General features: G+C 73.0%; 18 protein-coding genes and 3 tRNA genes. 3 read left to right on the top strand and 18 right to left on the bottom strand.

The window, feature by feature from the left end; genetic code table 11:
* Positions 1 to 60 precede the first annotated feature (60 nt).
* The 3 genes from LG943_RS11600 to LG943_RS11590 form a co-directional block, all read right to left on the bottom strand.
* Entirely contained in the window at positions 61 to 1434 is a 1374-nt protein-coding gene (locus LG943_RS11600; protein WP_270072240.1) for a hypothetical protein, read from the bottom strand.
* Between the two features lie 398 nt (positions 1435 to 1832).
* Positions 1833 to 1905, bottom strand: a tRNA-Ala gene (locus tag LG943_RS11595).
* A gap of 404 nt (positions 1906 to 2309) precedes the next feature.
* Positions 2310 to 2382: transfer RNA gene (locus LG943_RS11590), tRNA-Ala, on the bottom strand.
* A gap of 127 nt (positions 2383 to 2509) precedes the next feature.
* On the opposite strand from LG943_RS11590, the gene LG943_RS11585 reads away from it, so the two are divergent.
* Positions 2510 to 2803, top strand: a complete 294-nt coding sequence (locus tag LG943_RS11585) for a GroES family chaperonin (RefSeq protein WP_179770865.1) — start codon at positions 2510 to 2512, stop codon at positions 2801 to 2803.
* 232 nt (positions 2804 to 3035) lie between these two features.
* Here LG943_RS11585 and LG943_RS11580 read toward each other — a convergent pair whose 3' ends face one another.
* The gene (locus tag LG943_RS11580) at positions 3036 to 3791 is read right to left on the bottom strand and encodes an SDR family NAD(P)-dependent oxidoreductase (protein WP_270072239.1); all 756 of its coding nucleotides are present in this window, start codon (positions 3789 to 3791) and stop codon (positions 3036 to 3038) included.
* Positions 3792 to 3937: 146 nt separating this feature from the next.
* Here LG943_RS11580 and LG943_RS11575 point away from each other — a divergent pair, with 146 nt between their 5' ends.
* Positions 3938 to 4795: a helix-turn-helix domain-containing protein gene (locus LG943_RS11575; protein WP_270072238.1), complete on the top strand. Its 858-nt coding sequence runs from the start codon at positions 3938 to 3940 to the stop codon at positions 4793 to 4795.
* 237 nt (positions 4796 to 5032) lie between these two features.
* Here the strand turns inward: LG943_RS11575 and LG943_RS11570 are convergent.
* From LG943_RS11570 to nadD, 4 genes are all read right to left on the bottom strand, one after another.
* Positions 5033 to 5105, bottom strand: a tRNA-Ala gene (locus tag LG943_RS11570).
* 146 nt (positions 5106 to 5251) lie between these two features.
* The gene (locus LG943_RS11565; protein WP_270072284.1) at positions 5252 to 5884 is read right to left on the bottom strand and encodes a histidine phosphatase family protein; all 633 of its coding nucleotides are present in this window, start codon (positions 5882 to 5884) and stop codon (positions 5252 to 5254) included.
* A gap of 35 nt (positions 5885 to 5919) precedes the next feature.
* Positions 5920 to 6318, bottom strand: coding sequence for a ribosome silencing factor (rsfS, locus tag LG943_RS11560; protein WP_270072237.1), 399 nt, complete (start codon positions 6316 to 6318; stop codon positions 5920 to 5922).
* A gap of 27 nt (positions 6319 to 6345) precedes the next feature.
* Positions 6346 to 6918, bottom strand: a complete 573-nt coding sequence (gene nadD, locus LG943_RS11555) for a nicotinate-nucleotide adenylyltransferase (protein ID WP_270072283.1) — start codon at positions 6916 to 6918, stop codon at positions 6346 to 6348.
* Between the two features lie 326 nt (positions 6919 to 7244).
* On the opposite strand from nadD, the gene LG943_RS11550 reads away from it, so the two are divergent.
* Positions 7245 to 8315, top strand: a complete 1071-nt coding sequence (locus LG943_RS11550) for a M48 family metallopeptidase (protein ID WP_270072236.1) — start codon at positions 7245 to 7247, stop codon at positions 8313 to 8315.
* A gap of 101 nt (positions 8316 to 8416) precedes the next feature.
* Here the strand turns inward: LG943_RS11550 and LG943_RS11545 are convergent, their stop codons facing one another.
* The 10 genes from LG943_RS11545 to rodA form a co-directional block, all read right to left on the bottom strand.
* Positions 8417 to 9673, bottom strand: a complete 1257-nt coding sequence (locus LG943_RS11545; protein ID WP_270072235.1) for a glutamate-5-semialdehyde dehydrogenase — start codon at positions 9671 to 9673, stop codon at positions 8417 to 8419.
* 363 nt (positions 9674 to 10036) lie between these two features.
* On the bottom strand, positions 10037 to 10300 hold the full coding sequence (locus LG943_RS11540; RefSeq protein ID WP_270072234.1) for a hypothetical protein: 264 nt from the start codon (positions 10298 to 10300) through the stop codon (positions 10037 to 10039).
* Positions 10301 to 10433: 133 nt separating this feature from the next.
* Positions 10434 to 11627, bottom strand: coding sequence for a glutamate 5-kinase (gene proB, locus LG943_RS11535; protein ID WP_270072282.1), 1194 nt, complete (start codon positions 11625 to 11627; stop codon positions 10434 to 10436).
* A 69-nt stretch (positions 11628 to 11696) separates the two neighbouring features.
* Positions 11697 to 13061: a GTPase ObgE gene (obgE, locus tag LG943_RS11530; protein WP_270072233.1), complete on the bottom strand. Its 1365-nt coding sequence runs from the start codon at positions 13059 to 13061 to the stop codon at positions 11697 to 11699.
* A gap of 158 nt (positions 13062 to 13219) precedes the next feature.
* Positions 13220 to 13486, bottom strand: a complete 267-nt coding sequence (rpmA, locus tag LG943_RS11525) for a 50S ribosomal protein L27 (RefSeq protein ID WP_270072232.1) — start codon at positions 13484 to 13486, stop codon at positions 13220 to 13222.
* A gap of 14 nt (positions 13487 to 13500) precedes the next feature.
* Positions 13501 to 13824: a 50S ribosomal protein L21 gene (gene rplU / locus LG943_RS11520; RefSeq protein ID WP_270072231.1), complete on the bottom strand. Its 324-nt coding sequence runs from the start codon at positions 13822 to 13824 to the stop codon at positions 13501 to 13503.
* A 270-nt stretch (positions 13825 to 14094) separates the two neighbouring features.
* Positions 14095 to 16980, bottom strand: a complete 2886-nt coding sequence (locus LG943_RS11515) for an Rne/Rng family ribonuclease (RefSeq protein WP_270072230.1) — start codon at positions 16978 to 16980, stop codon at positions 14095 to 14097.
* 153 nt (positions 16981 to 17133) lie between these two features.
* Positions 17134 to 17874 carry a TIGR03936 family radical SAM-associated protein gene (locus tag LG943_RS11510; RefSeq protein ID WP_408648586.1) on the bottom strand — a complete coding sequence of 247 codons (741 nt, stop codon included), beginning with the start codon at positions 17872 to 17874 and terminating at the stop codon, positions 17134 to 17136.
* Between the two features lie 652 nt (positions 17875 to 18526).
* Complete coding sequence (locus LG943_RS11505; protein ID WP_270072229.1) at positions 18527 to 20461, bottom strand: TIGR03960 family B12-binding radical SAM protein; 1935 nt, start codon at positions 20459 to 20461, stop codon at positions 18527 to 18529.
* Positions 20462 to 20693: 232 nt separating this feature from the next.
* Entirely contained in the window at positions 20694 to 21878 is a 1185-nt protein-coding gene (gene rodA, locus LG943_RS11500) for a rod shape-determining protein RodA (protein WP_270072228.1), read from the bottom strand.
* Positions 21879 to 21884 lie beyond the last annotated feature (6 nt).

Below are 21884 nucleotides of genomic sequence, written 5' to 3'. Positions count from 1 at the left end.
CGGGGCGGGGGCGGCGCCGGAGGCGGTGGGGCAGGGTGGGAGCGGGTAAGCGGGGGCGGGTCAGAGCCAGTCGCCGTCGCGGTAGGGGTCGGCGGAGCGCCAGGTGCGGTCGTCGCGGGGGGCGTGGCGGAGGTCGTCGTCCAGTCCGGACTTGCGGGACCGGCCGAGGTAGAGGGCGGCACCGCCGCCGCCCAGGGCGGCCAGGCCGGTCGCGATCAGGCCGGCCAACGCGCTTCCGGCCACGGGCAGGCGGCCGTCGGGGGAGGTCACCGGGGGGCCGCCGGCGGGGTCGGTGGAACCGGTGGGGATGTCGTCGAGGTCGGGGACGGGTGCCGAGACGGTGGGTCGGGGCACGGGGTCGTCGGCGGGCACGGACCCGCTCCCTCCCCCGCTCTGCTCCTCGCCGCCGGAGCGGTCCGGCGCGATGTCGGGCTCGGGTGTGCCGGGGTCGGGGCCGGTGTCGGCCGGGGAGTCGTCGGTGGCCGGTGAGGCGGGGTCGGCGGAGCCGTCCTGCTGCCCGCCGCCGCTGCCCCCGCTGCCGCCGCCGGGCGGGCCTGTGGGCTCGGGGCCGGTGGCGCCCGTGGTGGGCGGTTCGGGGGTGTCGCCGGCGGTGGAGGGGTCGGTGTCGGGGGTGTGGACGGAGACTCCGGTGAAGTCGACGCCGTAGTCGAAGCCGTCGATCCGCGCGCCGTCGGCGTTGAGGCGGTCGACCTCGAAGCGCAGCGACAGCCACGCCGAGGCGGTGCCGGGGCCGTCCCCCCGGCCGCCGGAACCGGGTTCGCGCTCGCGCCGCTCGGCGCTGACGCGCACGCTCAGCGTGCCCCGGCCCAGGTCGGTGGTGAAGGTGTCGGTGTGGCGGCCGTCGGCGAGGTCGGCGGGGGCGCCGAGGATCTCCAGGCCCTCCACGGCGATGTCGGCGCCCAGCCCGCCGGAGGGGGTCCACCAGGCGGAGGAGGCGGCGGAGTCCAGCGCGACCAGGGCCGCTCCGCCGAAGGCGGTGCTCAGCGGCACCCCCAGGGGGTCGCCGCCGCGTCCGGCCGGCTTGCAGTCGGGGGCGAAGCTGACGTCGGTGATCCCCGCCGCCGCGGTCAGGCGGTCGCCGTCGCGGGTGACGGTGCTGTAGGCCGAGGCGGGCCGGTGGCTGAAGTGGCGGACGGTGGCGACGTGGTCGGGGTCGGCCGACCAGTCGGCGGTGACGGAGCCGTCGGCGGGGCCGGTGCCGATCTCGCCGACCGCCCCGGAGCGGCACCACTCCACGGCGGCGATGCGGGCGGTGGCGGAGGGGTGGTCAGGATCTCCGGGAAGGAAGGGGGTTATGGGGTCGGCGGCTGCGGGCAGGATGGCCGAGAACGCGAGCGCACCCGCGACGCCGGCGGCGCCGAGGAGGCGGCCCGCGGTACCGCGGCGGGACCGAATGGGGGAATTCGAGGTCACGGTCGTCCTCTGCAAGGTCAACGACCACGGGGCCGGGCGGCGGTTCCGGGGGGAGCCGCTCGGGGGTCCGCGGCCGTTCAACGGGGCTACTCCGAACTTACATTCCGCGCCCGGTATCCCATAGCCGGGCGGTGCCGGGACGGCGGCGCGCCCGGCGGCCCCCGGGCGCGGACCGCCACGGCCCGACGGTTCCGCCCCGCTAGACGACCGGGCGGTGGCGCGGGTTCCCGCCCGCCCCGTGGCGCCCGCCGCACCTCCGCGAACGAGGCCGGCGCCGAGCAACGGGCCGAGGAACGGCGGGGAACGCTGAAGGGGGGCGCCGATCGGGGCCCGGACACGAAAAAGCCCCGCCATGGGGCGGGGCGATCTCGCGTGTGTGTCGACTTCTGTGCGACTTGTGGAGCTATGGGGATTCGAACCCCAGACCTCCTCCATGCCATGGAGGCGCGCTACCAACTGCGCCATAGCCCCGTAGTGCGTTCAGTCTAACGGACCCGCGGAGTGCCCTGACCCATCCGGTGAGGTACACGTCGCGCCGGCGGCGCGTGATCGGGCCTGGCTGCCGTTGGATCCCAGGGCGGGTGGTTGGCGCAGGCCCCGAAGCGCGCCGCTGCGCGGCCTACGTTCCCGCCACTGGTGCTGGTTGTAGAGACCGACTCTCCGCAGCGCTGTCCCGCGCAGAGGCGGGCGCCGACCTCCTGGTGCGCCCGTCGCCGCCCGGCCATCCGCCCCGAAACCGATGGACCGCGCCCGGCCTCGCACCTCGTCTCGGCGCCCCTACGCCACCCCGATTGGGATGGAAAACAATGAGGCGACCCGGCCGGCAAGCAAAGCTTGCAAGCAGGATCGCCCTGAGACGCACCGACTCAATCGAGTGGAGCTATGGGGATTCGAACCCCAGACCTCCTCCATGCCATGGAGGCGCGCTACCAACTGCGCCATAGCCCCGCGTTCACCAGCATATTACCGGAACTTGGGGGCGGGTGCGCCCGCGTCTTGCAGGGCCCTGCGGTCCTCGGGTTCCGGGCGGGCCCAATAAAGTGGAGTGGTGTCCCAGTCCAAGCTTGAGATCCAGATGCTGCACGACCGCCTGCTGGTCCGCGAGATCCCCGAGAAGGGCGAACGCCGCAGCAGCGCCGGTCTGGTCATCCCCGACACCGTGAAGATGGCGACCCGGCTGGTGTGGGGCGAGGTCTGCGGGGCCGGCACCGGCGCCCGGCACGTCAAGACCGGCGACCGGGTGCTGTTCAACCCCGAGGACCAGAGCGAGGTCGAACTGCACGCCGAGCGCTACCTGGTCCTGCGGGAGCGCGACATCCACGCGGTGGCCAACGAGGCGCCCGAACGGGGCACCGGCCTCTACCTTTGATGCGCGGCCGGACGGCCGCGCCCAGGCCGTCTCGGGTGAGCGCCGTCGCGGACGAGGGCGGCGAGGCGGTTGGTGTCAGCATGCCGGCACCCGCACACCAGCTCGGAGGCCCTTTGTGTAGCCGTGGGTGGGAGTTCCGAGGCGACTGCTCGGATTCGGTGGCGGCCCGCTGGGGAGGGCGCCGAGTCGCGTCAGTCTTGTTGAAGCGGTGCGTGCGTCCTGTTGGACCGGGTCACCAGGGGAGGTTCACGTTCTCCCAGAGGGTGAAGGTGCCGGAGGGGCCGTCGGGTCCGAGGCGGGCGACCCGGACCACCTCGCGGGCGGCGTCGGCGACGGATTCCGTTCCCTCGAAGTTGACCAGTGCGGTGTTCGCGAAGCCTGGTGAGACGAGGTTGACCTTGATGCCGGTGTTCTCCAGTTCGATCATCATTGAGAGCGTCACTGCGTTGAGCGCTGTCTTCGAGGCGGCGTAGACGGGTTCGAAGGCCGGGTGAAGAGGGGAGCGCGGATCGGCGACGGTGGTGAGTGATCCCAGTGCGCTGGTGACGTTGACGATGCGCGCGTCCGGTGACTCCCGCAGCAGCGGCAGCATGGCCTGATAGACCGCCAGCGCGCCGAAGACGTTGACCTCCCAGACGGCCCGCACCTCGTCCAAGGAGACAATGCTGGGCTTGGACGCCGCGCGTAGTTCGGCCATGCCGGACATCTGGGCGTGAGTGGTGGAGATGGCGGCGTTGTTCACCAGCAGGTCGAGTCGGCCGGCCTTCTCGCGGATCTGATCGGCGGCTGCGGCGATCGAGGCGGCATCGGTTACATCGAGCCGGACTGCGACCGCACCCTCGCCGATCTCGGCAGCCGCGGTCTGACCTCGAGCGAGATCGCGGGACCCGATGAAGACCGCGGCTCCGTCTGCGGCCAGTTCCTTGGCGACCTGTTCACCCATTCCTTGGTTGGCTCCGGTGATCAACGCGACGCGGTTCGCAGGCACAGGGCCTCCTCCAAGCTGGTGTGGCAATGCTCAATGGGCAGCTCGCGAGATCACTATGAGGGTCCCTCGGCTTAGGGGGAAGGCCACCTCGCTCCTGGGAGTGACAGGACCAGTCAACCCCGCACCGCCGGAACTACCATTGACCGATGGTGAACGGCTCTGATGGAAGTGGCGCCAACAGCTTGGGTGATTACCTGCGAGCACGGCGCGGACTGGTCTCCCCGGCGGCTGTCGGCTTGCCTGAGGACGAACGGCGTCGGGTGCCGGGGCTGCGCCGCGAAGAGGTGGCCATGCTCGCAGGCATCAGCTCGGACTACTACCTGCGTCTGGAACAAGGGCGTAACAGGAACCCCTCGGTGCAGGTACTGGAAGCTCTCGCCCGGGTGCTACAGCTTGACCAGCCCGCTACTGAACATGTTTTCGCACTCGGCGCGACGGCCCCACGACCGCGTCGCAGAACCCGGCGCCGCGAAGCGGTCACCCCCAGGATCGTTGAGCTCGTCGGCTCGATCAGCTTCCCCGCGTTCGTCACCGGGCGGTATCTCGACGTGCTCACCAGCAACCCGCTCGCCATCGCGCTGTCGCCGGCGTTCAGACCAGGTGTGAACCTGCTGCGCGAGGTTTTTCTCAACACGGACGAGCGCGTACACCTTGATCAGCGCGAAATGGTCGCCATGTTCCGCAAGCGCATCGGGGCGGATCTCGACGATCCGCGGATCGCAGAGCTCGCCGGAGAACTCTCCGCAGCCAGCGAGGCGTTCCGTCAAGCCTGGGCACGCCACCACGTGGGACCGGTCAGGGGCGGGCCCGTCCGCATCGACCACCCACAGGTCGGTCCAATGGAGCTGAACATCTCCAAGCTCGCCGTCGACGACACCGGCGACCAACTACTGGTGGTCTACCATCCCACCGATGCGCATCCAGAAAGCGCCGACCGGCTCGCCCTGCTCACATCCCTGACCGAATCGCCGCGACCGCGAGCGAAATACCGCACACACCCCTAGCGCCGGCCACATCGGAGCCCGGAATATCAAGATCAGAACAGCAGCACGTCGCAGGCTCAACCCGCCTTGTTCGCACGACCACCGTCGAAGAAGACGAAACCATACCGAGTCCCAGCGGAACCAGGCAGCCACAGTCCTCGCCCACCCATCACGGCGGAAGCTCAGCCCCTCAAAAGGGGCCGGACGCGAACATGCCCCGCAGCCGGGCGGGGCATGGTGGCAACTTCTCAACTGAGGTGGAGCTATGGGGATTCGAACCCCAGACCTCCTCCATGCCATGGAGGCGCGCTACCAACTGCGCCATAGCCCCGAACGGGTGCCGCCTGAGGTTTCTCCACCTCGGCAGCACCAGAACAATAGCGGAAACCGGCTCCCACGTCGAAACGGATAACCGGCGCGGCACCCGCCGCCGCTTCGGCGTCGCCCCCCGCCCTCCTCGGCGGCCGGGGCGTCGCCTCAGCGGTCGTCGCTGAGGGGGTGGGTCTCCGGCAGGCTGGTGGCGTTGTGCTCCAGCAGGCGCCAGGCGTCGCCCCGGGGGCCCAGCACCGACCAGGCGCAGTTGCCGATCGGGCCCAGGGCCTGGCGGATCTCCGGCGGCAGGCCGATCATCCGGTTGATGCCCGCGCGCAGCGCCGCACCGTGGCCGACCACCACCAGCAGGCCGCCCTCGGGCACGCGCGGCAGGGCGCGCAGGATCGCCTCCTGCACCCGCTCCCCCACGGCCAGGATGTCCTCGCCGTCGGGGATCTCCATGCGGGCGTTCTCCTCGGGCCAGCGCTCGCGGATCTCGGGCGTGGTCAGCCCCTCCCACTGGCCGCCGAACCGCTCCCGCAGCCCCTTGTCCAGCTCCACCCGCAGCCCGGTGGCCCGGGCCAGGAACCCGGCCGTGGTGGCCGCCCGGCTGAGGTCGGAGGACACGATGGCGTCGGGCCGCAGCCGCGCCAGCAGCCCGGCGGCGCGCTCGGCCTGGGCCAGCCCGCGCTCGTTGAGCGGGATGTCGGTCTGGCCCTGGAAGCGCTTCTCGGCGTTCCACGCGGTCTGCCCGTGCCGCCAGCACAGGACGCGGCGGGTCTCGACCGTGTCGGCCACGGCCCCGCCGCCGCCCGCGGCCGGGGTCGCGGCGCTCACGCCCCGTTCGCCTCGGAGCGGCGGGCGCCCTGCGCGGACTCCGGCAGCCCGATGCGCGGGCAGTCCTTCCACAGCCGCTCCAGGCCGTAGTGGCCGCGCTCCTCCTCGTGCTGGATGTGCACGACGATGTCGGCGTAGTCGAGGAGCACCCAGCGGCCGTCGCGCTCCCCCTCGCGGCGGACCGGCTTGACGCCGCCCTCCTTGCGCAGCCGCTCCTCGACCTCGTCCACGATGGCGCGGACCTGGCGGTCGTTGGGCGCCGAGCACAGGACGAACGCGTCGGTGATGACGAGCTGGTCGCTGACGTCGTAGGCGATGATCTCCTGGGCGAGCTTGTCGGCCGCCGCCTCGGCGGCGATGTTCACGAGCCCGACGGCCCGTTCGGTGGCGGACACGATGTCGCAGCAGCCTCTCTTGGGCGGCTACCCCGCGTCGAGGTAGAGCCCGGTCTTGGTGATGTAGCGGACGATGCCGTCGGGCACCAGGTACCAGATCGGTTCGCCCTTGCGGACGCGCTCCCGGCACTCCGACGACGAGATCGCCAGGGCCGGGACCTCCACCAGGCTGACCTTGCCGTCGGGCAACCCGGAGTCGGTGAGCCGGTGCCCGGGGCGGTTACAGCCTACGAAATGCGCGAGATCGAAGAGTTCATCCACGTTGTGCCAGCTCAGAATAGCGCCCAGGGCGTCGGCGCCGGTGATGAAGAACAACTCGATCTCGGGGCCGTAGTGGCGCCGCAGCTCGCGCAGGGTGTCGATGGTGTAGGTGGGGCCCTCGCGGTCGATCTCGATGCGGCTCACGCTGAACTGGGGGTTCTCGGCGGTGGCGATGACCGTCATGAGGTAGCGGTCCTCGGCCGAGGTGACCTTGTCGAGGTCCTTCTGGTAGGGCCGGCCCGTGGGCACGAACACGACCTCGTCGAGGTGGAAGAGGTGCGCGACCTCGCTGGCCGCCACGAGGTGCCCGTGGTGGATGGGGTCGAAGGTGCCGCCCATGATCCCCACGCGGCGCGGACTCCGGCGCCGGCGCTCCGCGTGGGAGAACGCGCCGTTCGCACCGGTCGGTTCACTGGCCACGTGCCGCTCCGTTCCTCGTCTTCTCGGCGCCCCCATCGGGCGGCTCCGCCCGCCGCGCGGTCGCGCGCGTTGTGCGGATTTCGCTGGTTTTGCACGCTTTGGCACTGACTACGCCGAGACTAACCGACGCCGCCCACCCGCCCGGCTCCCTACCCCGCCGGTACCCCGAGGGGGCCGAAAAATCGCGTCATATCTCGTTGGCCGGAACCGTGGCGCCGCGCAGCCCCGACGCATAGCATGCCGACATGGCCACCAACGCTCCGGACCGCGCACGCGTCCGACTCGAAAACATAAGCTCCCGGGCCTACGAGCACCCGGCCGACCGGGGCGCGCTGGTCGCGCTGCGGTCGCTGCGCGGGTTCGACGAGGTCTTCAAGCGGCTCTCGGGCCTGTTCAACGAACGCGCCCTGCGGCTGATGTTCCTCTCCAGCGCCGTGCGGGTGAACGAGCAGCAGTTCCCCGAGGTCCACAACTACGTCCGCGACGCCGCCTACATCCTGGACCTGGACGAGGTCCCCGAGCTGTACATCCAGATGAACCCCCGGCCCAACGCCATGGCGATCGGCAGCCACAAGCCGTTCATCGTCATGACCACCGGCCTGTTCGACCTCCTCGACGCCGAGGAGCAGCGGTTCGTCGTCGGCCACGAGGTCGGCCACATCCTCTCCGGCCACGCCGTCTACCGCACCATGCTGCTCGCCCTGATCCGCCTGGCCGCCCGGGTGGCCTGGATCCCGCTGGGCTACATCGGCATCCGCGCCATCGTCACGGCGCTGGAGGAGTGGTACCGCAAGTCCGAACTCTCCTGCGACCGCGCCGGCGTGCTGGCCGGGCAGAACCCCGACGCCGCCAAGCGGGCGCTGATGAAGCTGGCCGGCGGCTCCCGCCTGGCCGAGATGAACCCCGACTCCTTCCTGGAGCAGGCGCGCGAGTACGAGCGCGGCGGCGACGCCCGCGACAGCCTCATCAAGCTGCTCAGCCTGATGGGCCAGACCCACCCGTTCGCGGTCATCCGCATGGCCGAGCTGACCCGGTGGCTGGACAACGGCGACTACCAGCGCATCATCAACGGCGACTACCCGCGCCGCGACTCCGACCGCACCGCCAACGTCGGCGAGGAGGCGCGCAGCGCCGCCAACTCCTACCGCGAGTCCTGGGAGCGCAGCGAGGACCCCCTGCTGGGCACCCTGCGCGACGTCGCCGGCAGCGCCGCCAGCGCCGGCGGCCGCATCTTCGACACCGTCGCCGACCGCTGGAAGAGCGCCGGCACCCGCCGCACCGACTCCAACGCCGGCTCCTCGTCCTCGTCCTCCTGAGGCCCGCGGGCCTGTGCCCCGCGCCCGGACCGCGCGCCCGCCATCCGACCGTTCCTGGCCACACCCGGCCGCCGCACCGCGCGGCGGCCGGGTGCACACCTCTAGCGCAGGTGGCCCTCGCCGGTCACCACGTACTTGGTCGAGGTCATCTCCTGCAAGCCCATCGGGCCGCGCGCGTGCAGCTTCTGGTTGGAGATCCCGATCTCCGCGCCGAACCCGAACTCCCCGCCGTCGGTGAACCGGGTCGAGGCGTTCACCATGACGGCCGCGGAGTCCACCCGCGACACGAACCAGCGCGCCGCCGCCTGGGAGTCGGTGACGATCGCCTCGGTGTGGGAGGTGGAGTAGCGCCGGATGTGGGCGACCGCGTCGTCCAGGGAGTCCACCACCTTCACCGCCAGATCCGCCGACAGGTACTCGGTGCGCCAGTCCTCCTCGGTGGCCGCGACCACCGCGTCGTCGTGGGCGCGCACCCGCTCGTCGCCGTGCAGGGTCACCCCCAACTCGCGCAGCGCCGCGATCGCGCGCGGCAGGAACGCGTCGGCGACCTCGGCGTGCACCAGCAGCGTCTCGGCGGTGTTGCAGGTGGACAGCCGCTGGGTCTTGGAGTTCACCGCGATGGCCAGCGCCATGTCCAGGTCGGCGGCGGAGTCGACGTAGACGTGGCAGTTGCCCTCGCCGGTCTCGATCACCGGCACCGTGGACTCCCGCACCACCGTCTGGATCAGCGAGCCGCCACCGCGCGGGATCAGCACGTCGACCAGGCCGCGGGCGCGCATCAGCGCCTGGGCGGAGTCGCGGCCCGACCCCGGCACCAACTGCACCGCGTCCAGCGGCAGGCCGGCCTTGGCCAGGGCGCCGCGCAGCACCTCCACGATGCGGGTGTTGGAGGAGTAGGCCGAGGACGACCCCCGCAGCAGCGCGGCGTTGCCGCTCTTGAGGCACAGCGCGGCGGCGTCGGCGGTGACGTTGGGCCGGCCCTCGTAGATGATCCCGATGACCCCCAGCGGCACCCGGATCTGGCGCAGCTCCAGCCCGTTGGGCAGCACCGTGCCGCGCACGACCTCGCCCACCGGGTCGGGCAGCTCGGCGATGGCGCGCACGGCGTCGGCGATGGCCCCGACGCGGTCGGCCGTCAGCGTGAGCCGGTCGATCATCGCCTCGCTCACGCCGCCGGCGCGGGCGCGCTCGACGTCCTCGGTGTTGGCCCGCACGATCGACTCGGCCTCGGCGCTCAGCGCGTCGGCCATCGCCAGCAGGGCCTCGTCCTTCACCGCGCGGCTCAGCGGCGCGAGGTCCGCCGCGGCGTCTTGGGCCCGCTCCGCGCAGGCGCGGACCTCGCGCTCGATGTCACTCATGGTGGTGTTTCGCTTTCCAGGTCGCATTAGGGGGATGGGCGCTGCCTGCGCCCAGCTTATGTCGTGGCGCGCCGAGGGCTCGGGGCGCGTTCGCCGAGGGTGCGGCGCCGCCGGGCCGACGCGAGGAGCTTTCGCGATTTCCCAGACAGTCCGGGCATCCACCGGGTACGGTGACGGCGCCAGGTTGCTCGCCGAGAGCTTAGGTGGTGTCCATGTCCGCGTGTCCCAACGGAGGAGAGCACGACTGGGTCTTAGGCCAAGACCGCAAGTTCCACTGCTCCAAATGCGGCGCCGAGAGCGCCCGCCGCCTCTGAACCGCCGGCCGACGGCATAGTCAGAGCGGCACGGCTCCGCGGGTGCCCCTCAGCGCGCCCGCGGAGCGCCCACGGCGGCGCGCGGCGCCGGAGCGACCGTGCCCTCCTCCACCACCCCGCCCCCGGAGCTGGCCCGCCAGGTCACCGGCCCGCCGAGCAGGTCGGCGAGGTCCTGCGCCCAGCGCCGCAGCGGCGCGAACCGGTCGGGTCCCGGCCGCAGCACCGTGCGCCCCCGGTAGGTCACGGCGCCCAGGGTCACCACACGGCCCTCGTACAGCAGCTCGGTGTCGAACTCGTGGGTGGCGGACATCATTGCGCCAGCCTAGTGGCGGGGCCGCACCCCCACCGGGCGACGCGCGGAGCGCGCGCCGCGCCCGCCACCGCGCCGACCAGGGCCGACCCGGGCCCAGCCGGCCCGGCCCCGGCGCGCGGGGGCGGCCCCGCGGCTAGGGCCGGCCCGGTGGCCCGGCCACCCGCTCGCCGTCGCGCACCAGCAGCACCAGGTCGTCGCGGTGCACGATCTCGCGCTCGTAGTCGGGCCCCAGCTCGCGGGCCAGCCACCGGGTGGAGCGGCCCATCAGGTCGGGGACCTCGGCCGCGTCGTAGTTGACCAGGCCGCGCGCCACCACCGTGCCGTCCTCGGCGCGCAGGTCCACGGGGTCGCCGGCCGAGAAGTCGCCCTCGACCTTGACCACCCCGGCCGGCAGCAGCGAGGCGTGGGAGCCGACGACCGCCCGCACCGCGCCGGGGTCGAGCACGATGCTGCCCCGCGCGGTGGTGGCGTGGGCCAGCCAGAGCTGCCGGGTGGAGGGCCGCCGCCGCGCCCGGGCGGTGAACAGGGTGCCCACGGGCGCGCCCGCCAGCGCGGCGCGGGCGTTGGCCGCCGAGGTCAGCACGGTGGGCACGCCCGCCTCGGTGGCGATCCGCGCGGAGTCCACCTTGGTGACCATGCCGCCGGTGCCCACCCCGCGCCGCCCGGCGCTGCCGATGTCCACGCCGTCGAGGTCGGCGGCCGCCGCCACGCGGGCGATGCGCCGCGCGCCGGGCCGGGCGGGGTTGCCGTCGTAGAGGGCGTCGACGTCGGAAAGCAGCACCAGCGCGTCGGCCCGCAGCAGGTGCGCCACCAGCGCGGCCAGCCGGTCGTTGTCACCGAAGCGGATCTCGTGGGTGGCCACCGTGTCGTTCTCGTTGACGATGGGCATGGCCCCGATGTCCAGCAGCCGGCGCAGCGTGCGCTGGGCGTTGCGGTGCTGCACCCGGCGGATCATGTCCTCGACGGTGAGCAGCACCTGGGCGGCGGTGAGCCCGTGGCGGGCGAACGCGGCGGTGTAGTGGGCGATGAGCAGGCCCTGGCCGACACTCGCCGCGGCCTGCTGGGTGGCGAGGTCGCGGGGGCGGGCGGGCAGGCCCATCGGGCCCAGCCCCGCCGCCACCGCCCCCGAGGACACCAGCACGACCTCGGCGCCGGCGGCCCGGCGCTCGGCCAGCACGTCGGCGAGTTCGCCGATGCGGTCGCGGTCGATGTCGCCGGCGGGGGTGGTCAGCGAGGACGACCCCACCTTGACGACGATCCGCCGCGCCTGGGCCAGCTCGGTCCGCCGGGCGGCGGTGTCCTCCCCTTCTTCCCGGTGTTCTGACAGTGCGTCGCGCACGTCGCTTCCCTTTTCCGTGGTGTGGTTGGCGGCTGGCTGCCTACCGCCCCCGCGCGACTAGCCCAGCCGGGAGTCGGTGCCGCGCGGGCCGATCGGGGTCGCCTCGGCGTCGATCGAGGGGTCCCAGTCGAACACCACGGAGTCGTCCTCGTCGCCGATGTAGACCTCGGCGCCCTCGGTGGCGCCGGCCTTGGCCAGCGCGGACTCGATGCCCAGCCGGTTGAGCCGGTCGGCCAGGTAGCCCACCGCCTCCTCGTTGGCGAAGTCGGTCTGGCGCACCCACCGGGCCGGCTTGTCGCCGCGGATCCGGAAGGTGTTGTCGCCCAGGGGGACCACCTCGAAGGGGGTCTCGCCGATCTCGCGCGGGCGCAGCACGACGCGGCTGGGCTCGGCCTCGGGCCGGGCGGCGCGGGCGGCCTCGACCTGCTCGGCCATGGCGAAGGAGAGTTCGCGCAGGCCGTCGCGCGCCACCGCCGAGACCTCCACGACGCGCAGGCCGCGCTCGCGCAGCATGGGCGCGACCATGTCGGCGAGGTCGCGGGCGTCGGGGACGTCGACCTTGTTCAGCGCGACGATGCGCGGCCGGTCGGAGAGGTCGATGCCGGTGGCGGCGCCGTAGGCGGCCAGCTCGGCCTCGATCGCGTCGAGGTCGCTGAGCGGGTCGCGGTCGGACTCGAAGGTGGCGCAGTCCAGCACGTGCACCAGGGTGGAGCAGCGCTCCACGTGGCGCAGGAACGACAGGCCCAGGCCCTTGCCCTCGCTCGCGCCGGGGATCAGCCCGGGGACGTCGGCCACCACGTACTGCACAGTGCCGGCCTCGACCACGCCGAGGTTGGGGATCAGGGTGGTGAAGGGGTAGTCGGCGATCTTGGGCCGGGCCGCCGACAGGGCCGCGATCAGCGAGGACTTCCCGGCGCTGGGGAACCCGACCAGGCCGACGTCGGCGATGGTCTTGATCTCCAGGCGGACGTCCAGCGCCTCGCCGGGCTCGCCCTTGAGCGCGAACCCGGGCGCCTTGCGCTTGGGCGAGGCCAGCGCGGCGTTGCCCAGGCCGCCGCTGCCGCCCTGGGCGATCACCAGGCGGGTACCGGCGCCGACCATGTCGGCGATGACCTCGCCGGCGGAGTCGAGCACCACGGTGCCGTCGGGCACGGGCAGCACGATGTCCTGGCCGTTGGCGCCGGCGCGGTGCCCGCCCTGGCCGGGCTGGCCGTTGCCGGCCCGCCGGTGCGGGCGGCGCTGGTACTCCAGCAGGGTGGCGGTGTTGCGGTCGACCTCCAGGACGACGTCGCCGCCCCGGCCGCCGTTGCCGCCGTCGGGCCCGCCCAGCGGCTTGAACTTCTCGCGGTGGACGGAGGCGCAGCCGTGCCCGCCGTCACCGGCCTTGATGTGCAAGACCGCTTCGTCGACGAAGTCAGGCATGTCTCTCTCCCCGTACCGATGCTCTGCGTTGACCAGCGTATGCGGTCGTGCGCGCGGCGGGCGGTGCCGATGCGGCCCCGCCCGGCCCGCGACACGCGTAGGGCGGGCCAGGTGACCTGGCCCGCCCTACGCGTGTTAGGTGTCGCGTGCCGCCGGCCCTACTCCGCGGGGGCGGGGGCCGGGACGATGTTGACGGCCTTGCGGCCGCGCCGGTTGCCGAACTGCACCTGGCCGGCGACCAGCGCGAACAGGGTGTCGTCGCCACCGCGGCCGACGTTGTCGCCCGGGTGGAAGTGCGTGCCGCGCTGGCGGACGAGGATCTCGCCGGCCTTGACGTTCTGGCCGCCGAAGCGCTTGACACCAAGCCGCTTGGCGTTGGAGTCGCGGCCGTTGCGGCTGGACGAAGCGCCCTTCTTGTGTGCCATCTCGCGCCCCTCCCCTACTTCTTCGTCGACTTGGAAGCGATGTCGGTGACGCGGACCTGGGTGTACTTCTGCCGGTGGCCCATGCGCTTCTTGTAGCCGGTCTTGTTCTTGTACTTGATGATGTTGATCTTGGGGCCCTTGGCCTCGCCGATCACCTCGGCGGTGACGGAGTAGCCGCTCAGCTCGGAGGCTTCGCTGATGACCTTGCCGTCCTCGACGACAAGCAGCGGCTCCCACGTGAGGGTGGCGCCGGCCTCCTCGGAGACCTTGTCGATGTTGATGACGTCATCGACGGCAACCTTCTCCTGCCGGCCGCCCGCTCGCACGATCGCGTACACCGGGGAACTCTCTTCCTGCTCGTGTGGACATCCCCCACCGCCGCAGCGAGGGGAAATGCGCTCAAAATCGACCTTCGACCCGGGCGCTCGCCCGCGGCGGCGCGAGGTCGAGAAGTAGGTCTCGGGCGCGCGAACGATTGGGGCGCGCCGACGCACCGTCCTTAAGGTTACCACCGGTGGGACGGCACCCGGCACGCGCGCACGTCGCGCGACCGCGGGGTCCGGGCCGCTCGGCGAGCGGCCCGGACCCCGGCGAAGCACGGGGGCGTGCTACGTCGCTTCGGCCACCGCCGACTCGGCGGTGGTGGTCTTGGTCCGCCGGGTGCGGCGCCGCCGGGGGCGCTGCTCGGCGGAGCTGTCGGGGTCGGCGGAGTCGGCCGCGTCGGAGTCGGCGGGCTCGCCCGGCTCGGCGGATCCGGCCGGTGCGGTGTCCGCGTCGGCCTGCGGGGCCGCCGGGGCGTCCGGCTCGGCGGCCGCGCCCTCCGCCGCCTCACCCTCGGCGGACTCCTCCTGCTTGGCCTTGCGGGAGCGACGCGCGGTGGTCTTGCCGGTCTCCTTGGCCTTGGCGGACTTCGCGGTGCGGGAGCGCTTGGCCTTGGCGGGCGCGGGCTCGGCCTCGGCCGGCTCCACCGCCTCGTCGGGCTCCTCCACGGCGTCCTCGGCCTCGACGGCGGCGGCCACCCCGGCCACCGGCTCGGGCTCGGTGCCGCCCAGCGGCTCGTCCACGGCCGGCTCGGGCGACTCCTCGGCCGCCGGCTGCTCGGCGCGGTCCTTGTCGCCCTTGCCCTTCTTCTTGCGGCCGCCGCCGCTGCCCGACCCGTTGGCCTTGACGCCCACCGGCTCGGTGGAGATCACCAGGCCGCGGCCGTTGCAGTGCTCGCAGGAGTGGGAGAACGCCTCAAGCAGGCCCTGGCCCACCCGCTTGCGGGTCATCTGCACCAGGCCCAGCGAGGTGACCTCGGCGACCTGGTGCTTGGTGCGGTCGCGCGAGAGGCACTCCAGCATTCGCCGCAGCACGAGGTCGCGGTTGCTCTCCAGCACCATGTCGATGAAGTCGATCACGATGATGCCGCCGATGTCGCGCAGCCGCAACTGGCGGACGATCTCCTCGGCGGCCTCGAGGTTGTTCTTGGTGACGGTCTCCTCGAGGTTGCCGCCCTGGCCGGTGAACTTGCCGGTGTTGACGTCGACCACGGTCATGGCCTCGGTCCGGTCGATGACCAGGGAGCCGCCGCTGGGCAGCCACACCTTGCGCTCCAGCGCCTTGGCGATCTGCTCGTCGATGCGGTAGGCGTCGAAGACGTCGCGGTCCTCGGTCCAGTGCGAGAGCCGCTCGGCCAGGTGCGGGGCGACGTAGTCGACGTACTCGCGCACGGTGTCCCACGCCTCGCCGCCGGCGACCACCAGGCTGGAGAAGTCCTCGTTGAAGACGTCGCGCACCACCCGGACGGTGAGGTCGGGCTCGCTGTTGAGCAGCGAGGGCGCGCTGGCCGAGCGGGACTTGCGCTTGATGGAGTCCCACTGGGCGGCCAGGCGCGAGATGTCGCGCTCCAGCTCCTCCTCGCTGGCGCCCTCGGCGGCGGTGCGCACGATCACGCCCGCGTTCTCGGGCATGACCTTCTTCAGGATCTGCTTGAGGCGGGCGCGCTCCTTGTCGGGGAGCTTGCGGCTGATGCCGGTCATGGAGCCGTCGGGCACGTAGACCAGGTAGCGGCCGGGCAGGCTGATCTGGCTGGTCAGGCGGGCGCCCTTGTGGCCCATGGGGTCCTTGGTGACCTGCACCAGCACCGACTGGCCCGACTTCAGCACCGACTCGATGCGCTTGGGCTGGCCCTCCAGCCCCGAGGCGTCCCAGTTGACCTCGCCGGCGTAGAGCACGGCGTTGCGGCCCTTGCCGATGTCGACGAACGCGGCCTCCATGGACGGCAGCACGTTCTGCACGCGGCCCAGGTAGACGTTGCCCACCAGCGACTTGTGCGCGGCGCGGTCGACGTAGTGCTCGACCAGGACGTCGTCCTCCAGCACCGCGATCTGGGTGCGCTCGCCCAGGCGGCGGATCACCAGGTCGCGCTTGACGGACTCGCGGCGGGCCAGGAACTCCGACTCGGTGATGATGGGCGCGCGGCGGCGGCCCTGCTCGCGGCCCTCGCGGCGGCGCTGCTTCTTGGCCTCCAGGCGGGTGGAGCCCTTGACCGACTGGACCTCGTCCTCGATCGGCTTGCCCACGCGCGGCTCGCGCACGCGCACCACGGTGTTGGGCGGGTCGTCCTGGCCGGGGGCTTCGTCGCCCTCGCCGCTGGAGCGGCGCCGACGGCGGCGGCGCCGGCGGCTGCCGGTCTCCGAGCCGGAATCGGCGCCCTCGTCGGCGGGGGCGGTGGCGGCGGGGGTTTCGGTGTCGGGCTCCTCGGCCTCGGCGGCCTCGCCGGCGCGCTCGGGCTCGCCGTCATCCTCGCCGGTGCGGGAGCGGCCCCGGCCCCGGCCGCCGCGGCGGCGGCGCCGGCGCGAGGGGCGGTCGTCGTCGGCGTAGTCGTCGTCGGTTTCGGCCTCGGCCTCGGTGTCGTCCTCGAGCTCCTCGGCGGAGTCGTCGGCGGGCGCGGCGGCGGAGGAGCCGTTGCTCTCGGCGCGGGCGGGCTCGGGCGGGGCGACCGGCGGCTGGAACAGCACCATCGGCGGCTGGAAGGCGGCGCCGGTGGCCTCGGGCGCCACGCGGGAGTCGTCGCCGGAGGCGGCGGGCTCCGCGGCCTGCCCGGTGTCGTCGTCGGCGGCCTCGGCCGCGGCGGGGTCGGCGGCGCGGGCGCGCGCGCCGGTGCCCGCGCGGGCGGTGCGCGCGGTGCGGGTGCGGCGCCTGGGCGCGCGCTCGGCCTCGGCCGCGCCGGTGTCGGGCGCGGTCTGGGTGGGGTCGGTGTCCTCCAGGGCGGGCTGGCCGGCGACCGTGGTCAGCGGGCCGGTGCCCGCGGGGACCACGGGGCCGGGTTCGGGCGGCGGGCCGGCCGAGCGCAGCGCCCCCCTGCGCCGGCTCGGGCCGCTGACCTTGACCTCGGCCTCCTGGGGTGGGGCGAAGGTCGCGGTGCGGGCGGCCGGTGCCGCCTCCGCCACTGTGGTTTCAGTTGTACCCGCGGTGCTCTCGGCACCGCTGTTGGGCTCGTTCTCGAGCATCCGGGCGGTCTCCCGTCAAGTCCGCGGGCGCGGCGTCGGCGTTTCGTCGCGTCGGCCGCTGCGCGCGCGGACTGTTGTCGCTATGTCGGCGCCGGCAGCCCGTGGGCCACCGGTGCAAAGTCGTCTTGGGCCGCCCGCGTCCCCCGAGTGAGTTCACGCATCGGACGCACTCCGCGCGGGCGAGGACGGCAGTGGTGCGGGCTGCGCGCGTCCGACCGGATCGGCCTGGGCATCCGCTGCTGCGAGCGGATCGGCGATCGTGTCGGACGTGTCGTCGAGCGGCCCCTGCGCCAGCCGGGTCATCACCGGGGATGACGGCGGCGCGAGGTCGGCCACCTGGCGAAGGCCGTTCACCACGTCGTCCGGTCGAACGGCAGGTGTCGTGTGCCGAACGACCATCCGAAGTATGGCATATGTCTCGTGTCGGACCCCTGTGGCGCGCCCGTCCACCCGCAGGTAGCGGACCGCCGCACGGGCGTCGAAGCGGCGGCGGCCCTTTTTGGTGAGCCGCTCCACCTCAACCGTATCGGCCGCCATGAAGGCGGCCACCGCCTCCGCGGCGTCGTCGGGGGCGACGCCGGGCAGTTCCACCGTCCACTCCGATGCCTGGAGGCGGTCGGCGAGACCGCCCGGCATCGCCTCCACGACCTCGACCACGTCGAGCCCGTCGGGCAGCGCGGAGTCGAGTCGGACGCGGACCTCGTCGTGTCCGGCGGGTTCGGCCAGCGTGATCTCGAAGTACTCCGCCTCACTGGCCACCCCGGTGGGGGCGGCGTTGACGTAGGAGATCTTCGGGTGCGGCGTGAACCCCGCGGAGAACGCGACGGGGACCTCGGCGCGGCGCAGGGCCCGCTCCAGCGCGCGGGCGATGTCGCGATGGCTCGCGAACCGCATCCTGCCGCGCTTGGCGTAGCGGACTCGCAGCCGCGTGCCAGTGCGTCCGGTGGAGGGCTCGGTGGTGCCCTCATGTGCGGGGGGCAGTGCTGCTCCTTTCCTCGGTAACTCCCGGCGGGACGGGCCGAATTCCTCCCCGACCCACCCACCTGGGAGATTCACGTCTTACTTCAGCGTACGGTGCGCGCCGGGGAGCGCGCGCCACCGGCGCCGGGGTAGGCCGGGTGGCGGTCCGAATCGGCCCGCCCACCGGATGACCGGATGCCGCGGCGCTCCGCTCGGGATCGCCCACGTATGTGCTGTTCCCGGTGGCACCAGAGTTGAAAAGCGATCTTCGGGGCGGATCCGCCGCGCCCGCGCGTGGCCGCATCAGGCCACCCCCCGCGCTGACCTGCGCGAAGGCGCCTGATCAAAAAATCTTTGAGCAATCGCGCGGGGCGTGCAAACCATCGGCACCCCCTACCCGTCTTACTTGCGTATGGCCCGGCGCGAGCGGGGCGCCGGGCCATACCTCGTCTGTCGACTCCGGCGGGTGCCGCCCGCCGAGTCCTGATCGGGGCGCCGCGGCCGTGGCCGCGGCGCCCCGATTCGCGTTCGCGGGCAGGGCGCCGGCCCGGCGGGGGCGCGGCGCGCCCCCGCGCGGCGGCCCGGCTCAGACCACGCTGAGCGGCAGCACCCGGCCGGGGTCGGTGGGGCCGATCTGGATCTCGGTGCCCATGCTGGGGCAGACCCCGCAGTCGTAGCAGGGGCTCCACCGGCAGTCGTCGACCTCCACCGACTCCTCGCCGTGCAGCGCGTCCTGCCAGTCCTGCCACAGCCAGTCGCGGTCGAGCCCGGCGTCGAGGTGGTCCCAGGGCAGGACCTCGTCGCGGTCGCGCTCGCGCACGGTGTACCAGTCCAGGTCCACCGGCTCATCAGCCAGCGCCCGCTCGGCGCAGGAGACCCAGCGCTCGTAGGAGAAGTGCTCGCTCCAGCCGTCGAACCGGCCGCCCTCGCGCCACACCGCCTCGATGACCCGGCCCACGCGGCGGTCGCCGCGGGAGAGCAGGCCCTCGACGATGGAGGGGCTGCCCTCGTGGTAGCGCAGGCCGATCGACTTGCCGTAGCGGCGGTCGGAGCGCAGTTCGGCCCGGAGCTTGGCCAGCCGGGAGTCGACCACCTCGGCGGAGGTCTGCCCGGCCCACTGGAAGGGCGTCTGCGGCTTGGGCACGAACCCGCCGATGGAGACCGTGCAGCGGATGTCGGAGCGGCCGGTGACCTCGCGGCCGGTGCGGATGACCGCCTTGGCGAGGTCGGCGATGGCCAGGACGTCGGCGTCCTCCTCGGTGGGCAGGCCGCACATGAAGTACAGCTTGACCTGGCGCCACCCGGCGGCGTAGGCGGCGGTCACCGTGCGGATGAGGTCCTCCTCGGTGACCATCTTGTTGATGACGCGGCGCATGCGCTCGCTGCCGCCCTCGGGCGCGAAGGTCAGGCCCGAGCGGCGCCCGTTGCGGGTCAGCTCGTTGGCCAGCTCGATGTTGAAGGCGTCCACCCGGGTGGAGGGCAGCGACAGGCCGGTGTTGGTGCCCTCGTAGCGGTCGGCCAGGCCCTTGGCGATCTCGCCGATCTCGCTGTGGTCGGCGCTGGACAGCGACAGCAGCCCGACCTCCTGGAAGCCCGAGGAGCGCACGCCCTGCTCCACCATGCGCGTGACCGTGTCCTTGGAGCGCTCGCGCACCGGCCGAGTGATCATGCCGGCCTGGCAGAACCGGCAGCCGCGGGTGCAGCCGCGGAAGATCTCCACGCTGTAGCGCTCGTGCACCGACTCCGCCAGCGGCACGACGGGGTTCTTGGGGTAGGGCCACTTGTCGAGGTCCATGACGGTGTGCTTGGCCACCGTCCACGGCACGCCGGGGCGGTTGGGCCGGTAGCCCTCGATCCGGCCGTCGGGCAGGTAGGCGACGTCGTAGAAGCGCGGCACGTAGACCCCGCCGCCGGCGGCCAGGCGCAGCAGCAGGCCGTCGCGCCCGCCGGGGCGGCCCTCGCGCTTCCACTCGCGGATGACCTCGGTGACGGCCAGCGCGATCTCCTCGCCGTCGCCCAGCACCACGGCGTCGAGGAAGTCGGCCACCGGTTCGGGGTTGAACGCCGAGTGCCCGCCCGCGAGCACCACGGGGTGGTCGCCGGTGCGGTCGGCGGCGTGCAGCGGGATACCGGCGAGGTCCAGCGCGGTGAGCATGTTGGTGTAGCCCATCTCGCTGGCGAAGCTGATGCCCAGGACGTCGAAGGCGGCCACCGGGCGGTGGGCGTCGACGGTGAACTGCGGCACGCCGTGCTCGCGCATCAGCCGCTCCAGGTCCGACCACACCGCGTAGGTGCGTTCGGCCAGCACGCCCTCGCGCTCGTTGAGGATCTCGTAGAGGATCTGCACGCCCTGGTTGGGCACGCCCACCTCGTAGGCGTCGGGGTACATCAGCGCCCAGCGGACCTCGGCCGCGTCCCAGTCGCGCACGACGGAGTTCAGCTCGCCCCCGACGTACTGCACGGGTTTCTGCACCTGCGGAAGCAGCGCCTCCAGTTGGGAAAACACGCTTTCGACGGGCATGGTCCACCTCTAGGTCGGCTGGTGCCGTATGGTCGGTCGGTCTCCCCAGCTTAGCCACCGCCCCCGCTGCGACGACCCCGCCGTGCCGGACCCCCGTGCCGCCCCGCCGGGCGAGTAAACGGTTTCCGCGCGGCGGGGCGGATGGTGGAGGTGGCGACGGACGACGACGGCGGCGGGCGGCCGGACGGCGCGTCCGGCTCGGCGTGGCGGTGACCGCGCACCCGCACCACCGCTAGTCCACCCGCCGGTCCCGGGCGTAGATGTTGAGCACCAGGCCCAGGATCGCCAGGTGGGCGATGGTGGCCGTACCTCCGTAGGAGACGAACGGCAGCGGCACGCCGGTGATGGGGCTGATCCCCAAGGTCATGCCGATGTTGATGAAGCTCTGGAAGCACAGCCAGGCCGCCGCGCCCAGGCACACCATGCGGGCGTAGGGCTGCTCGCACAGGGCGGCGATGCGCAGCACCCGCCACAGCACGAACGCCAGCAGGCCGATGATGAGCGCCCCGCCGAAGAACCCCAGCTCCTCCCCCGCCACGGTGAAGATGAAGTCGGTGTGCTGCTCGGGTACGAACCGGCCGCGCGTGTGCTCGCCCTGGAACAGGCCGGTGCCGTTGAGGCCGCCCGAGCCGACCGCGATCATCGACTGGTTGGCGTTGTAGCCCGCGCCGCGCGGGTCGGCGCCGGGGTCGATGAACGTGGTGAACCGCTGGAGCTGGTACTCCTCCAGCAGCCCGAACCACACCACCGCGAACGCCGACGCCAGCCCCGCGCCCACCAGGCCCGCCACCCACATCACCGGCGCGCCCGACAGCGCGAGCATGCCCAGGTAGGTCGCCATGAGCACCAGGCCGGTCCCCAGGTCGGGCTGGGCCAGGATGAGCCCCAGCGGCACGGCCAGCACCACCAGGCTGACCAGGACGTCGCGGCTGGTGGGCGCGAACTCGCCGTCGCGGGGCTCGCCCAGCAGCATCGCCACCGCCAGGATCAGCCCGATCTTGGCGATCTCGCCGGGCTGCATCTGGAGGCCGCCGATGACCAGCCAGGAGCGCGAGCCGTTGATGGTCTCGCCCAGCGGGGTGAGGACCAGCACCAGCCCCAGCACGGCGGCGGCGTAGAGGAACGGCGCATAGGCGCGCGAGACCCGGTAGTCCACCGCCGCGGCCACCACGAAGGCCGCCGCGCCCACCGCCAGGTGCAGGACCTGCCGCTCGGCGTGGCCCAGCGCCGTGCCGGGGTCGGCGGGGTCGTAGGTGGCCGAGGCCACCAGCAGCACCCCCAGCAGCGACAGCGCGGCCACCGCGCTGATCAGCGGCCAGTCCATGCGGTGCGGCAGGGTCGAGGCGAACAGCCGCCCCGCGCGGCCGCGCAGGCCCTGGCCGCTGGGCTGCGTGCTGGAACTGGAATAGGCGGTCATGGCGCT

Source organism: Streptomonospora mangrovi (assembly GCF_027604915.1).
GTDB lineage: Bacteria > Actinomycetota > Actinomycetes > Streptosporangiales > Streptosporangiaceae > Streptomonospora > Streptomonospora mangrovi.
Note: the sequence above shows the minus strand (reverse complement) of the source record. Positions and strands in the feature narration are given on the sequence as shown.